The sequence below is a fragment of the Aeromonas sp. 9A genome, assembly GCF_963900955.1.
In the GTDB taxonomy this organism is placed as follows: domain Bacteria; phylum Pseudomonadota; class Gammaproteobacteria; order Enterobacterales; family Aeromonadaceae; genus Aeromonas; species Aeromonas salmonicida.
In genome coordinates this window covers 345,719-360,974 of sequence record NZ_CAWRFG010000001.1, presented here as the reverse complement: position 1 = coordinate 360,974, position 15,256 = coordinate 345,719, and the positions used below count along the sequence as shown (strand labels likewise).

The 15,256-nt window shown below is 55.7% G+C and carries 8 protein-coding genes; 3 read left to right on the top strand and 5 right to left on the bottom strand.

The features are described from left to right. Positions 1–91: 91 nt before the first annotated feature. Positions 92–6,436: a DEAD/DEAH box helicase gene (locus AACX78_RS01760; protein ID WP_159165206.1), complete on the bottom strand. Its 6,345-nt coding sequence runs from the start codon at positions 6,434–6,436 to the stop codon at positions 92–94. Next, on the bottom strand, positions 6,429–9,755 hold the full coding sequence (locus AACX78_RS01755; protein ID WP_159165205.1) for an STY4851/ECs_5259 family protein: 3,327 nt from the start codon (positions 9,753–9,755) through the stop codon (positions 6,429–6,431). The genes AACX78_RS01760 and AACX78_RS01755 overlap by 8 nt, the downstream gene beginning before the upstream one ends. A gap of 477 nt (positions 9,756–10,232) precedes the next feature. Between AACX78_RS01755 and AACX78_RS01750 the strand changes: the two genes are divergently transcribed. After that, positions 10,233–10,679: a hypothetical protein gene (locus AACX78_RS01750; RefSeq protein ID WP_159165204.1), complete on the top strand. Its 447-nt coding sequence runs from the start codon at positions 10,233–10,235 to the stop codon at positions 10,677–10,679. 354 nt (positions 10,680–11,033) lie between these two features. Here AACX78_RS01750 and AACX78_RS01745 read toward each other — a convergent pair whose 3' ends face one another. After that, on the bottom strand, positions 11,034–11,555 hold the full coding sequence (locus tag AACX78_RS01745; RefSeq protein ID WP_159165203.1) for a GNAT family N-acetyltransferase: 522 nt from the start codon (positions 11,553–11,555) through the stop codon (positions 11,034–11,036). A 118-nt stretch (positions 11,556–11,673) separates the two neighbouring features. After that, positions 11,674–12,495 carry an HDOD domain-containing protein gene (locus tag AACX78_RS01740; RefSeq protein ID WP_201302750.1) on the bottom strand — a complete coding sequence of 274 codons (822 nt, stop codon included), beginning with the start codon at positions 12,493–12,495 and terminating at the stop codon, positions 11,674–11,676. Positions 12,496–12,670: 175 nt separating this feature from the next. Between AACX78_RS01740 and AACX78_RS01735 the strand changes: the two genes are divergently transcribed. Then, on the top strand, positions 12,671–12,934 hold the full coding sequence (locus tag AACX78_RS01735; RefSeq protein WP_159165201.1) for a hypothetical protein: 264 nt from the start codon (positions 12,671–12,673) through the stop codon (positions 12,932–12,934). A gap of 125 nt (positions 12,935–13,059) precedes the next feature. Here AACX78_RS01735 and aphA read toward each other — a convergent pair whose 3' ends face one another. Beyond that, complete coding sequence (gene aphA, locus AACX78_RS01730) at positions 13,060–13,770, bottom strand: acid phosphatase AphA (protein WP_159165200.1); 711 nt, start codon at positions 13,768–13,770, stop codon at positions 13,060–13,062. A gap of 259 nt (positions 13,771–14,029) precedes the next feature. On the opposite strand from aphA, the gene AACX78_RS01725 reads away from it, so the two are divergent. Further along, positions 14,030–15,250, top strand: coding sequence for a PAS domain-containing protein (locus AACX78_RS01725; protein WP_159165199.1), 1,221 nt, complete (start codon positions 14,030–14,032; stop codon positions 15,248–15,250). Positions 15,251–15,256 lie beyond the last annotated feature (6 nt).

The following is a 15,256-nucleotide window of genomic DNA, read 5'->3' as shown; positions in this document are numbered from 1 at the left end:
ACCGGTCGAGCGGAGTAAGTCAACACACCAGCTTTTTTAGCCACCTGATACTGGCTTCAATCCAGCATCAGGTGATAATCGATGCTCACAATTAATTAACGCCAACCTTAAGTTCGACTAGTACATCTGTTGCCCACTTTTGCTCGGAGTTTTGTATCCGGGCACCCTCAACCACCCTAGCCATGTGCATGAGCTGGTCTTGAGCTGGCAGAGCAAAGTCAAACCACATGTCACTGTGCGAGCCGAAGCGAACCTGCCAATAGGCGACACCTTGGTCGAACCGGACCTTCAGCGTCCTGCCGTCTTCAAACTCAAGCTCCAACCTACGGTGATGAGGGATTTCACGATTCGACGACTCCATAATCAGTTCAACTTGACGCCCAACCATGGCCGACAGCCAATTGCGTGAAAAGAACTCGAAATCGTCCTGGCTGGCCCAGTCATCAAAGGCCTTACGCCCTTGCATCCGACCTGATTTGAATAGGGTCTTCACCTGCACAACTGCGTCGGCAGAAATACGGCTCTTCAGATTCTTCAGAACCGCACCCAGGATCGTCACGACTGCGGGGTTCTGAATGTAACGATCTGAGTAGGTCAGCCTATTGATCTTCGCAGTTGCAATCACATCAGCAACTTGCTGATCTCTAGCGCCAAGCAGCTCCCAGAAACGCTCACCGAACTGCAGCAGCGACCCATTGAGCTCATCATGAATTGATATATCGACGATCCCTACCTTACCTCGGGACCCACTAAAAACCCTTGAAAAGTCCATCGCTTTCCAGTCAAGACCCGGCTGACTTCTTGAGAGAACGACTAGCTCATCGCTTTGATGCCAACTGCAGCCTGGGACGGTTGCCACAAGGCTGCGCGAGGCCAGCGTAATAACCTCGTCCCCTATAAATGCTTGGGCAACGACATGCTCACCTGGCTTAGTAATGGCATTCCCGACATTCACTCCAAGGCTCGACAGACGCTCGAGATCCTGCACGAGCTCCTCATCGTTGATATCCGCTGGCACGAGCAGATCGACAGTCAGCTCATCAACCAGAACATAGGTCTGAATCGCCTTACGGAACTGTGGTGCGAGAAGATCCCACTCCCCCATATCACCAGAGGTCAGCAGAGTGACCCTCTCAGCCCCCTCATTTATCAGCCGGCGCAGAACGCTCTCAATACTGCCAGGCGCATATTGGCCATCAGCAAAGGAGAGTTTGTTTTCGGTGGTCAACCCCACGTGATGAATGAAGTCCGAGTCTAGCCAGTCGAGCGCTGCTTGGCGATCCAGCTTGTCGTGGTTATGCCGCGTTTGAGAGTCCAGCAGGCACTCACTACAACCAGTTTCACAATGCTTGCAGTGGAGCCTTTCCACCATCCCGCGCAACAGTCGTTCGACATGCAACGGTGCGCTAGTAGCAAAGCCCGCACCACCGCTGATGACGTCGAAAAGCTGAAGGACGCGAATGGGCTGCCCGCTGGGCAGCTTGCTTGGGCGGGTTGCATAGCCCAGTTCGGAAGCAGATACCCCCAATATCTCAGCTAGGGCGGCACGCAGAGCTACAGTGAGCGTCATGGCAATTACACTGCCCTGCGCCGAGTCTGAAATAAACTCACCGCGTACTGGATGATGCAAGGTGAGCTCAAACACATCAGTGGTAGCCACAGCACCAAGGCTTACGCTTGGAAGAATGCTCCCGCTTCCCTGGCACGGGAGGCGCTTGTTGTTCTGGTCCTTATCCTCTTTGGTCGGGCGCGGCGGATAGTGGTCACCGGACGGTGACAGGTCTCGCGGAAACGTTCCATCCGGCTGCATGGACTCCGCTCGGCCACAACTCATGCACAAGGCAAAACCTGCTCCGTGCTCACCTGAGCTATGATGGAAGACCTTCCCATCGGCACCATAGGTCATCGCCCCAACTGCCGGATTTGGCAGCGGAGTCTTGCTGGCATTTACGAAAACCCAGGCAGTTTCAACTGGGATGAATTTCTGATGCTGGATGTCATTGGATACCGACACATAGGCATCGGTGACAAAGCCAGTGGGCCGCAGGACCTTACGAATGTTCTGGGGCTTAATCAGCGCCTGACAGTCGACATTGCTGCAAGTCAGCTCGTCGGCCCTCACCAGCGCCTCCTCATAATCCACCGTGCCGCAAACATCACAACGCCACGCGATGTCCAATTTCTGCGCCTCTTTGCTGTCTGCATTGAGGTTATGCCAGTGAAGGGAAACACCGGCAGATCTGAACACCCGACCATCTAGAACAATTTCTGCGCCAGGAGCGTACTCGCGAATGGCTATCGACAGGTTGCGTGAAGGCAGTCCCTTGTATCGGGATACATTGTCCTCACGGTCCTGCTTCAGAGCGCTACTAGGATTACGCTCACGAACGTAATCCTCTATCGTGAAGTTATCGAAGTTAACCACATCGGTGGGGAAGCCGTAGCCGGGGAGAAAGGTGCGCGCCGCAAGGTCCCGCAACAAGTACTCATTGCAATGGCGGGTCTTCTCTACTTGAAGGCGCTTCAGATAAGGGCTGTTGGCTTTCGTCTGCTTCTCCTCAGAAAGCAGGAAGCGATAACTCTTCAACCAGCGGCTCTGCAATGGCTTGATCGCATCAACTGAACGGCGACGCAGCTGTACTACATCCACTCCGGCCAGAGCCGTGCCCCTCACCAAGTCCTTCAGTACATCATCTAGGCTTGAGACAACTTGGCCCATTCGCTCAATAAACCGGTCACACTGCGAGGCACCATGCTCATCGTCGTAGAACCACTGGGTATTCAAACTGGTTTTCTCTGTCTGAGTGGGGCCCACCACATTGCAGAGAAAGTCCGCCAACAGTAGTGAGTTAACGTGCCGTTGCACGAGTCGCTCGGAGTTCAACGCCACCACTGGTGCGGGGATCTTCGTCTCAAACGGCCAACCCGGATTGGCGAAAACCTGTTGATCATGCGGGTTGTTTTTACAAAGGGTGTAGGCAAGCGCTCTGGATTCCTTGCTTCGCCCCGCACGACCGGCACGCTGCAGATAGTTGGCCGGGTGCGGAGGTACATTGTTCATGACCACGGCAGATATACCGCCAATATCCACGCCCATCTCCATGGTAGTGGAGCAGTTCAGGACGTTGAGCTGCCCCTTTTTGAACATCTCTTCATAGGAGCCGAGACGTTCAGAAGACTGCTGGGCAGAGTGCTCTGCAGTACGGTAATAGTAGCCACCCTCCACAGCCCTATCATTGATGTCCGTCCACAGATTCCGCGCTCGCAGAGCGTTGACCAACGGATCATTCGCCACCAGATTTCTTAGTCGCGCAAGTCCAGGCGCATAGTCATCCTGCGAACGCTCAAAATCCCACAAGCTTGGTAGCTCAACCAGCTCCGCCTGATAGCTTTTACGCTGCTCTTCAGTCAGCCGCGAAAAATCCAGATGAGTAGGCAGGTAAGGGGTAAGGCCTTTGAAGGTGGTATCCAACAGCTTGTTGGTCACCGGACAGACATAAGCCCGATCAACCAACGAGAACAGCATGTGCTCTCTGGGCAGGAAGTATCGGTTTTCGTCAGCCTTAAGCGCTGAGCCTGGTCTTGTCAACTGCGCCCAAGCAGCCCGCAGCCAAGCATTGACCAAATCAACGTCGGCAGTGCTGGCCGGATTCAATCCAGCACCAAGCAATAACAGTTTAGTTAGTCGCTGGGAATAGTTGCCGTTACGGACCTGAGGCCAGCGTTTGACACGAATCTCATCAGACTCTTTCGACTCGGGATTACGCAGACTCTTGGCAGAAAAGCGGCTGCCGATCCAACTCAACCAGCCCTCATCGACCTGGATATAGCTGTTTTCCCGAACATGAAAGTCCAGCGCCACCTTCAGGAAGTCACGCCAATCATCGAGCGTCAGGCCTTTCTGTTCCCAGTACGCCGGTACTTCCTGGACATTAGCCAAGCCAACGTATTCGACCTTCACCAGTCCCTGGGTTTCCAGACTGTTCTGCCGTCTCGGACGGCGCATGAACTCGCGGAACAGCAGCATCTCCGCCAGCTTGTAGGGGCCATCATTGTCTCTGAATATCTCGGGCTTCTGATACTTGTTGTAAAGCAGCATCGAGCCTTTCAAGTCCGCCTTCTGCTTGAGCTCATTGGCGAGATCCGGCCAGGCTAGAGAAACCAGCTTTGGCCTAATTTTCGATCCAGTAGTTGCAGCTAGCATGGCCGAGAGTCGCGCGACTTTTTCCTCTGCGGCTCTGGCTTCCTCCTTGATGCCAATGCTGCGGTACAACTCCACGTCAGCTTTCGCCTTGGCAATAAGTTGATGTAACACCGACGGGTCGAGGCTGCTGGCATCCGCCGACGAGGTGGTCTGGCTCCGCTGGTGCCAGCTCAGAATTTCCAAGACAAGTCCGCGCAACCTGCTGCGCTCGGCCTCCTGCTGCATACGAACAGCCATGCGCGCCGTGCCCTGCCTGCTGTCCGTAAAGGTAATCAGCCGACGGCCTCTACCCGGCAGAGACTGGGGACCATAGTCCGGCTTCTGATCTTCTTCCTGATAGTCCTGACAGTATTCAAGAACTGTCGGCACGGCATTGGCCACATAGAAAGGCCCGCCTAACATGGCGCGGCGAAAGGGGAATGAGCCTTGAAATCCCTTGTACCCGCAATTTTTTCTGCTGCAAACAGCCTCATGGTCATTCAGGCCAAGCCGTTCACCTTTACCGGTGTTGGCAAAAAAACAACCTGACTCCCTGTCAAATTCGACAGGTATGAACTCATTTGAGTAGTTCTCAGCAGAACAGAGAATGACCGGGATTTTGAGTGGCCCTGCCGGGACATTGGTTTCAGAGCGATCCTCCTCACCTGGTATTTCAGCCTGGAGTGAAAACTCATCACCACCAGAACTCTCCCACTGTATCAGCTTGCCCCCTTTATCCCGAGCTAGCAGATGAGGTTCATTGCAGTCATTACAGAAAGCCAGCTCAAAAACCGGGCTGCCACAGGTACAGGTTTGCCGCTGGTTGGCATAGACATAGCCAAAGGGCCAGTTTTGCTGGAGAGGTGTGCCCTGCTTGGCGGAACAGTGCTTGTCAAAACAGGCCCACAACCCGTGAGTAGTACGCTGGAAGAAGTGCGCTCGCAATTTCAGAAACGCCGGCTCGCTAGCCGAAGGCCGAGTACCCGAACACACATCCAACCAGCGCAGTATTTCTCCTTGCGATAGCGACCATCCGCCCTTCTGACGCATATGGCTGACCATCTCGGTCAGCTTCAATGGTTTAGGACTGGTGATCAGCAGGTTTCTCAGTGCGCGGGCTTGTGGAGAGTGCACCAGGGCATCGTATCGGTCGGGATGAACCTCTGGATCGTTAGCGTTGACCGCCGACATGGATTCGATCGTATCCAGAGCAGTCGGCGTTTGTTTACAAAGCGCCAGAGAAGGGATGACCCGACTCCCGCCCCAAACATCGATCTGCGCAACCGGCACCCCGGACAGATCCGAAAGGAACTTCTTCAGCTGTCCTGCGGCATCCTCACCGGCAATGGTCGCCGAGGTCGCCACGAAGCGGACATCCTTGGGCGTAACGCCGAAGGCTGTCATCACCCTACGCAGCTGCAATGCCAACTCAGCCGCCTGCGACCCCACGTAGGTGTGGGCCTCGTCCAGAACGATCCAGCGCAGCGACTTCTGCTCTCTGGAAATTCTTACAATGGGCGCATCAACCTGGCGCACCATCATGTATTCGAGCATGGTGCCGTTGGTGACCAGAATGGGGGCCGGTTGCGAGCGCATCAGCTCGCGTGACAGAATCTCGTTAGGCTTTTGGCTCTGCTCGCTACGCACCTTGGCCTGCAGCTCCGGTGTATTACCGTTGTAAAGGCAATAGCGGATACCACTTCCAAAACTCTGAGTCCAAGCATTCAAGCGTTCACGTTGCGAGTTAATCAGGGCGTTCAGTGGATACAAGAACAAAGCCCGGACACCGACCAGCGGCTTAAGACCTGTGCCATGGTACTCGCGATACAGATCCTCTAGCACCGGTACCATAAAGCATTCGGTCTTGCCCGAGCCGGTACCACTGGTGACGACTACCGAGTGCTTCTTCTCCAGTAAGGAGCGCCAGCTCGCCAACTGGTGGGTAAAGGGCTTCCAGCTTGCCCCAAAGCGGTAACGCCCATTCACCTTACCGTCGAGCGAAGCAACGATCGCCTTGCTAAGCAAGCGCTCATTACTCGCCAACTGCTCCATCGTGAGTGAGGACTCCTCCCAACCGAAGGTCTGTTCGAACAGAGGGGGTGCCAAGAATGCCCCATCTTTGCCGCAGTCCGCACGCATCAGACTACCGAGGTGCTCACGCAAGCCTGGATCGGTGATACTCAAGATGCTCAAGGTGGACTCAGTGGTGCGGGAAAGCGCCTGCTCGACCAGCCCAGAAAAATACTTATCCATTTAACAACTCGGCCTTATTCATTTCCATGACGCTGTTCAACAAGCAATACTGGTAGATTGAGTTGAACCATTTTGAATCGAAATCGCGGACTTGGCGCAGGAAGAAAATCGCCTCTACTCCGTCCGTAAATACATCGGTGAACTGGGCTTTGCCACAGGCGACTGCAGCAGCAAAAACCGGGAGATAGCGCACTGCATTGCGGTAATCCATATCCGGCTTAAAAGCGATTACCGAGTCGCTTTGGCTGCTGTACCAACGCTCTAGGCGCTTGCCCCCGAACTCCGGCCACTGGGCCTCGCTGCGCTCGCGAATCAACTCAAGGTACCAGCCATACAGGACCGCTAGAGGCACCTTGATCTCCGGGCCAACAGGCTTGCCTGAAAGGAAGTGCTGCACACTCTGACCGTAGGATGGATAAGTTTCCCCCAATCTCGAAAACATTCGTCCGATCAGGGTATCAGCAGCCTCTTCAGCAACTCCCTTCACCTTAAGGAATGCAGCAAAACGCTTGGCCGCAAGATGGATTTCTGCGATGGGAAGAAACTCCCAGAAAAGGGGGAACTCAGCCTCCAACCGGCCAAGAAATTTCGCCTCCATCTCAAACTTGAATAGCGCCATCGCAAATGCGTGGGTATGTCCCACCAGAGCCTTCCAGACCTCGAAGGTAGCCAACGGCAGATAGCCGTATCCTTCATACAAGGCCTGCAAAAACTGCCAGCCGCTATGCATGGGGTTTATCGCCATGGCATCCAGTACGGACGCGAAAGAACTGACAGGTGAAGCATGATCGAAGGTAAGCACTGCCTTTTGCAGACTCTGGATATCTTCGCCAGACACCACAGGCTGCCAGTCTCCTGCGAAAAAGAGCGGACGGAAGGATACCGATGAGTCAGCTCTGGGCAGTACCAGCCAAGGACCGTCCCTCTCAACGGCTGCCGGCAACTCGAAGTAGCCAGTGGGTACACCATCAGATGTTCGGGAACTAAGTTCGATGGGACTGCGCATAGGGTCATGCAACAGCATAAATACCGGCTTAGGGATATCGCCAGAGTCATAGTGCAGATTGGCAGCACACAGCATCCGACCATCGAGATCCAGTTGCATCTCCGTCGCATACCTGCGGATGCGGTAACTGACGTCTTGACCGTTACCAAACACCCGTAACTCGGCGACCTGATCGATACCTGACTGAAGCGACAGCAGATCAAAAATCTGCTCACGGATGCTGAACAGACTGATCTCTAGCGGCTTCTCAGCAGCCGTGTAGCACCAGCTGTAACAAGCATTCCTAGCCACGCTGCCCCTGAGGGTCAGCTCAATACCAAAGCGAGTGGGTGTATCGGATCGGCCAAACAAAAACAATCTGGCCCCAAGCAGGTCATCGACACTGAAAGTACGTTTCAGCTGCTTCCCGTTGCCGTCAAAAGCCAAGCAACCCGAGCTGGGAAATGGCAGATCAATTTCCACCGGATCGGCCATCAAGCTCGGGAAAACGGAAAGCCGGATCCTGATCGGGGGGAAGCCCTTTGCCGAAAGCTTAAGCTCTGTATGATCTTCATGCTTTACCTGCTGTACCTGCAGGCTTTTGTCATCAACCTGAAGCAGACAGCGCTGCCGGGAGTACACCAGAATGCTGCCCATCCCCGGTGCCTCACCACTACGCAGCTCAACACGGAAATCCGTCGGCAAGATGCCTACCCTGCGGCGCAGCAAGGTATCGCCGGCTCGGTTGCGCACCGATACATACTGAGTACCGAGCATCTCCTGCAGCAAGCCGGTACCTGACTGCTTGCCAGCCACATATAGGTCACTGCCTTGCTGTTGCAGCTCTCCAGCAGCGGTCGGCCACTGCACACGAGGCAGGCCGACAAAGGTCATAGCAGGCTTGGTCGACCATCCGGTCTGGGCACCAGTCAGTTCCAATTCAATCCCAATACCGGCGACATGGCCCGTGCGTATCCGGTAACACTCTTCCCCCTCAACCAGGAGTTGCGCCTTACCCTGCACCTTGACCGTACGACGCGAGAGCGTCGGGGGCATATCGCTGTAAATGACCTCTCCGCAATAGTCAGGTATGCTCAAACTGCCGCCGTCAGGCAACACCAGCAGCAACTCTTCACCGGCCATATTGAATGAGGCCTGTCCGCACAGCTGCCAGCAGCGGTCGTTCATTGGCTCAAAGCCTAACGGAACCTCACCCAGCGCCACCGCACTGCCTTCTATCGGCAGGGTAGCAATCTGCATACCGCCAGCCATAGCCACCAGGCTCAGAGGAATACTGCAATCCCGCCGCTTGCCAATCACCTCTCGCAGGCGCAAGCGAATGCGCGCAGCACCATTGTCCACCAGCGCATAGCCGGGACCAAGGTCAGCAATCACCAACCCATCTTCGGCAATGACCAGCTCAAAACGAGTGGTGGATGGTTGTGCCGTAAGACGAAACACCACTTCCTCAGGCGTTGAGATCTGAACCTTGAACACATCCGGCTGCGCCTCATGCCAAAGGTGTCGACAGGACCATCCCCTAGTATCCCTGTGTCGCCTTTTGCCCTCGACAGTCGCAGTCTTTAACAAACCATTTAGGAGTTCGCTGCCAGTCTCGTTATCCAGAGGTAGAGGAAACAATTCTCGCCACTTGGGATTCTGGGCATCCAGGTGGACAACAGGCTCATCCGCCTGCGCCAACCTATAATTTCGGACCAAAGCGACAAGCTCATCAACCATGCGCGCAATCAGTTCGACCGACGTACGTGAGGCAAACACCTGAGGAAGGTTTGCCTTTTCCAGCTGTTGCTCCACCTGCTGGAGGGTGTTAAATCCCAACAGGTGCCACTGGTCATTCTGCCTTAGCAAACGATCAAACAGAGACTGGAAGCGGCTACCTCCCTCACGCAATACCTGAAAGGGCAAGCCCCCCTCGCCAAACAGCGACCCCAGAAAATCCCGATGACCTGCTTCGTAGAAATGAAGGGGACGTTTCCAATACCCCTCCAGCCCTTTCGGGATGGCCTTGCTCAGTTCTCCCGGCGACAGGTTAAATCCCAAAGTTTTCCAGATCGGATCCCAAGTCCAGGCATATTCGCTGAGGTACTCACGTCGATACCACTCCGAGCCATATAGCACCAAACATGCACAGGCAGCCTTGTCCTGTAATATCGCATCGCCCCCCCCTAGTTGGCGGAGCAAATCCCGCAGAGCAACATATTCTTCATGGCTACAGTGATAGGCGTAGAGCCCGCGTTGATCTGGTGCTTGTAGACCACGACGCAACAAAAAGGCTTGAAGCCAGAAAGAGCACTTGAAGACAGATAATGCCATGGGCGATGACTCTGCATGAATTAGGGCTAATCGAGATTAATAGAGGCTACTACAGAACTCCATATGAGTATGTGATCTGTCGAACAGCACGATGCTTCTCGATACCTTGAGCACCGCCGGCATCATGGCTTCATAGCTGAGCAGGGTTTCTTTCATGGGCTAGCCAGAGTCAGACAAAACTGGTAGTTATCTTGCCACAGCGACCTACATGGGACCATGGCATAACACCGGGATTGTGCGGGGGGTCATTTAAAGAGTGCTGGTGGATGGGGGCACAGCTTAGGAAATAGGACGGGTCGAGGGCGCTGACAGGATTACGCTACTGGAACTACGAACCGGCCGACCCGCCACCGGAACCCCAATTGCAAGCATTGCCCTTGGTAAACAGACCATATCAGTGGTGGCAGAGATAGACAACTACCAGGCATTGTACGGCGCAAGCACCAGCCTGTTACTACATGATGCCAAGGAGACCATATGATGACCGATCAGCCAGCTTTTGTTCCTGTCCTTACAGTGATGGTGGACTACGGAGGGGCACCGTTCCTGTGGCTCAAAGAGTCACCAGATGAACCAGGCTACGTGAACGACTGCATGTGCGAGGGCGATGGATACTGCGAAGATGACCCCATTTCGGAGGAACTCTGGAGGCAGTTTTCCCCTTGGGCGCTCGAATTCAATCGAACAATGTACAACGACCATGCTCTTGATCCCGACCGCTGGGATTGGGCTGCCTTTCACGTGCGCGGCCTGCAACTGACCCGCCTGCTCAAAGCAGAGGTAGGTGATACGTATCGCGTGCTTTATTGCAAACCTGTAGAAGATCCCGCGTTTAAGCAGGACGAGTACAGGGAAGTCTTAGCCGACGGAACCATTGTTCCGTTCCACCCTGAAAGCGGTAGCTATGCCGATTCGAAAGAGTGAGCCTTGGCCGGACAAACCGATGATATGTCGGGCCGACCCGGCCCCGTCGGTTTTGGAGTCACCGGGCCCTTACAAACGAGCTAAATTTTTACATGCGGGGTTTTTTGTGGGGCTATAAGAATAAAAAATTAAATCAAACAAAAAATTAACCATTAAAAACAATTACATAAAGAGGATTGGAGAGTTCCCCATCGAAGACCTCAACTGATCCTGCCTGCCCTCCGGCAGCACCCGATGCAGACAGGCCGCAACTCACGGCGGCCTCTTTGTTTCAACTCCTGTTTATTCTCCTGAACCTGCGCCGTCAGCATCGCCTTCCATCACTGGCTGTCAGCCGCACCCCCGTTTCATACCTCAGGCCAGGTTCGTTTCAGCTCCGGCAGCCTCCAGCAGCAGACACGCGTCGGCATCCTCGCTCAACTTGACCAGCCGGCTTTGTACCAGCCCCAGCTTGGCCAGCAGTGTCAGTGATCGTTCGTTGCCCGGTGTGACTATGGCGATGACACGCACAATCCCCAACCTTTCCCGGCCGTCCTGCAGCGCCGCCTTCGCCGCTTCTATGCCATAACCCTGACCACGATAGGCGGGCAGGAAGGCATAGCCAATGTCTTCACAGGACAGAGTGTCTCGCCTGATCAAACCACAGATGCCGATCTTGGCTTCATCGCCTCTACGTGCCACCAGATAGAGGCCGTGGCCATGGCGAGCATAACTAACCGCAGGCCCTTGCTGGATGTAGTGTTCGGCATCCGCCAGGGTACGCACACCGCGATCGCCAATGTAGCGGTGGAAATCGCTGTCGTTGAGCAGCTCGAGGATAAAGGGAGCATCGGCGATGGTCAGTTCGCGCAGCAGCAGGCGCTCGGAGAGGATCATGACAAGGGCTCTTTCAGAAAACACAGGCCTTCAAGACTGCCTCTGCACCGCAGGGTTGGCAAGGCAAACACCATGAAAAAGGGCCGCACTGCGGCCCGGTGACAATAACTTAGCGGGCTCAGGCCGCCAGCAAACCCGCATAGCCATTGCCGTGCTCCCGCATCGCCACCAGCACGGAGGCGCAGTCAGACCATGGCAGACCGAGTCTGTCTGCCACCTGAGTTGGCCACTCGGGCGGCGCCACCTCCCCCACATCCGATTGGGCCGCCAGGGCGATGGCCAGATGGATCAGGCCAGCTTCGACAGAAAACTCCCTGGCCAGCATGGGGTTGTAGTGGTACTCCACCGCATGGCAGATACTGAGGGGAAATTGCCAGCGCCTAGCCATCTCGGCCCCTGTCTGGGCATAGTTGAAACCAACCACCAGCTCCTCTGCCTTGGCGCGTCCCTTGCTGGGTTCAAGATCCTGAATGTGGTTAACCATGTTTTCCGGCAGACCCACATGCATGATGAGGCGCCCCATGTCGAACAGCAGGGCACAGGTGAACACCTCCTCCCCTTTCATGCCCTTTAGCCTGGCCAGCAACCTGGCCAGCTCGGCCACATCGAACACGTTGCCCCAGAAGTGCCTGAGATCGATGCCGGGCACCGAATGCATGGAGCCAGTCAGGCCACAGGCCAGCACCATGTTGCGTACCACATCGACGCCGAGCCGCACCACGGCTTCGTTGACGGTGGCAACCTGACGATTGCCGCCAAACTTGGCGGAGTTGGCCAGCCGCAGCAGCTTGGCAGAGATGACGGGATCCTTGTTGATCTTCTTGGCGATCAACAGGATATCCGGCTCCTTCTCATTGAAGGTCTGCACCAGATCGCGCATGACTTCGGGTACATTGGGCAGGTTTTGGGGATGGGATAACAGAGAGTCTATGGTGGGCATATTGATATCCGTCCATGCAATTTTATGATGGTTTTCGTTTGCTGACAGCAAACCCACAGATAAGTATGAGTAACAAAAACTGGCGCCACAGAAATGTTTTTATCGCAATATTTCAAAGTGTTAATGCCAGCTTCGTTATACTGGCATCTTTTATGGCATGACGAGGAAGTACACCATGAGCGAATCCACCGAGTTCTTTGACGAGCAAACCCTGCTGGAGATGGTCGACAACCAGCTGATCGACGGTCATCCGTTGCAGGTCAAGGCGACCCTGATGCGATTGGTGATGAAGGGCACCCCACGGGACGAGGCGCTGCAATATATCGCCTGCGCCCTCGGTGCCGAGCTGATGGCGATGGAGGCTGAACAGGGCCCCTTCAACCTAGAGCGCTACGCCCAGTTTCTGGATTCCCTGCCCGAGATGCCCTGGGCGGAATAAACCGCCCTCCGCGAACAAGACGAGCTTGTCGGCAACCCATGCCACGATGCCAGCATCCGCGCAACAGACTCACTAAAAAGCCGGATCCTGACAGGATCCGGCTTTTTCTAGCGGTTTTACGCCACTCAGAACTGGGAGTTGACGATCACCTCTTCTCCCAGGGCGCCGGCCAGCGGCAGTGGACGATAACTGGAGTTTGCCGCCCGCAGCAGCCGAATGCCGCGGGCTCCCACTTCCTGCGCCGCCTTGATATCCCCGTCCGCATCGCCGTAGAAGACCTTCATCTGCTTGTCCTTGAGCCACTGCACCTTGGTGTTCTGGCCCGGCTGATCGCCGGCGAAGATCACTGGATTGAGTCGATCGGCCGGGATCCCCATGGTCTGCTGCAGGGTCTGGCTCACGGTTTCCGTTTTGGTGGCAGAACGGCCAGTGACGAAATAGATGTGATCGCCGCGTTTGAGGTGCATGGCGATCAGCGCCTTGCCCACCTCTTTCGGCATGCTGAACGCATCCCAGCCGTTGTTCATTTTCTCCCAGAAGGCAGGGTTCTTCAGATAGCTCTCGTCGTTGGGCGAGAACTCCTGCTTGCCGCGATAGAAACCCGGGCTGGAGAAGAGCAGGGTATCGTCGATATCAAAACCTACCGCCATCGGGGGTAGACCATCCAGACTCTTGGCAATCTGCTCTACCGAGACCCAGTGAACTGGAGCCTGCTGGGCCAGGGTCACAGTCGTGACACCGGCCGGGCTGGTCACGATCTGATCGGCCAGGGCGGGCAGGCTGAAGGTGGCGGCAAACAGGGATGCTATCAGGGTAAGACGGGAAAAAGCGGGCATGGCACAACTCATGACGTGAATGAAACTGGGTGCCAATCCTGCCCCATACTGCCGATACAAACCGTGAAACTCGCCACAAAACAGGGCTCGGTGGATAGCTCCCGCCCTGTTTTGTCCCCTCGGAATAAACATCCAGCAACCGGAAGATGACAAGCCTCTTTTGACCCTTTATTCCAGCCGGAAGAGCCGGAGTGGGCTATAACTGCTTAGCACCCTTTATTGACATCAAAATCAACGACTCCCTCTCACTGGAGATGCCATGGACGCGCACACTTCCTCTTCCAAGACCACCGGTTCGGCCCCTTCCCCTCATCAGGCCGGGATGGACGCCATCGATCTGGTGCTGGCCCGGCTCGAACTCTCGCCAGAGGGGCAGATCCTGGATGCCAACCCTCATTTTCTCACCATCATGGGCTACCCGCTGGATGAGCTAAAGGGCAAGCACCACGGCATGCTGCTCTCCCCGGATGAGGCTAAGTCTGCCACTTATGACACTTTCTGGGAGACTCTGCGCAGCGGCACGTCACAGGAAAGCGAGTTCCACCTGCTGGATAAACAGGGGCGGGATATCTGGATCCGGGGTGCCTGCAGCCCGGTTCTGGATGCCGAGGGGCAGCTGACCCGCATCATCATATACGCCATGGATCTGACCGGGCAGAAGCAGCTCACTGCCAGCTTCGAGGGCCAGCTCAATGCCCTGAGCCGGGTCATGGGCAAGGTAGAATTCTCGCTGGATGGCACCATACTGGATGCCAATCCACGCTTTCTCGACATAGTGGGCTACCAGCTGGATGAGCTGAAGGGCCAGCACCACAGGCTGCTGGTTGACCCGGACTACGCCCAGTCGGCGGATTACCGCACCTTCTGGGAAACGCTGCGACGGGGCGAGTTTCTCGCAGGCGAATTCTGCCGGCTCGGCAAGCAGGGACAGGAGGTCTGGATCCAGGGATCCTACAACCCGGTGCTGGATCTGAACGGCAAGCCCAGCAAAATCGTCAAATTTGCCACCGACATCACGGCGCAGGTGGAGCAGCACCGTCAGCTCAAGCGTGCCATGGTGGAAGCGGAAGAGGCCGCCAGAGTGCGCGAGGAGCTGCACAAGTCGCTGCAAGAGATGTCGACCCCTGTCACCCCTATCTGGGACGGGATCCTGCTCCTGCCATTGGTGGGGATCATCGACTCAATGCGCACCGCCGACGTGATGAACAAGTCGCTCACCAAGATCGCCGAAACCCGGGCCCGGGTCTTCGTGCTGGATATTGCCGGTGTCGCCACCGTGGATACCGGCGTCGCCAACCAGCTGATCAAGATCACCAAGGCGACCCAGTTCATGGGCTGTGAGGCCATCATCTCGGGAGTCTCTCCCGCCATTGCCCGCACCATGGTGGAGCTGGGGGTGTCGGTCGGTGACGTCCGCACCACGGCAACCCTGAGAGATGCCTTCGAAATAGCGCTCAAACGGGTCGGTTCCACCCTCTAGGATGCG

Coding starts and splice junctions, on each gene's coding strand:
- AACX78_RS01760 (WP_159165206.1), bottom strand. CDS start 6,436: ATGGATAAGTATTTTTCTGGGCTGGTCGAGCAGGCGCTTTCCCGCACC.
- AACX78_RS01755 (WP_159165205.1), bottom strand. CDS start 9,755: ATGGCATTATCTGTCTTCAAGTGCTCTTTCTGGCTTCAAGCCTTTTTG.
- AACX78_RS01750 (WP_159165204.1), top strand. CDS start 10,233: ATGATGACCGATCAGCCAGCTTTTGTTCCTGTCCTTACAGTGATGGTG.
- AACX78_RS01745 (WP_159165203.1), bottom strand. CDS start 11,555: ATGATCCTCTCCGAGCGCCTGCTGCTGCGCGAACTGACCATCGCCGAT.
- AACX78_RS01740 (WP_201302750.1), bottom strand. CDS start 12,495: ATGCCCACCATAGACTCTCTGTTATCCCATCCCCAAAACCTGCCCAAT.
- AACX78_RS01735 (WP_159165201.1), top strand. CDS start 12,671: ATGAGCGAATCCACCGAGTTCTTTGACGAGCAAACCCTGCTGGAGATG.
- aphA (WP_159165200.1), bottom strand. CDS start 13,770: ATGCCCGCTTTTTCCCGTCTTACCCTGATAGCATCCCTGTTTGCCGCC.
- AACX78_RS01725 (WP_159165199.1), top strand. CDS start 14,030: ATGGACGCGCACACTTCCTCTTCCAAGACCACCGGTTCGGCCCCTTCC.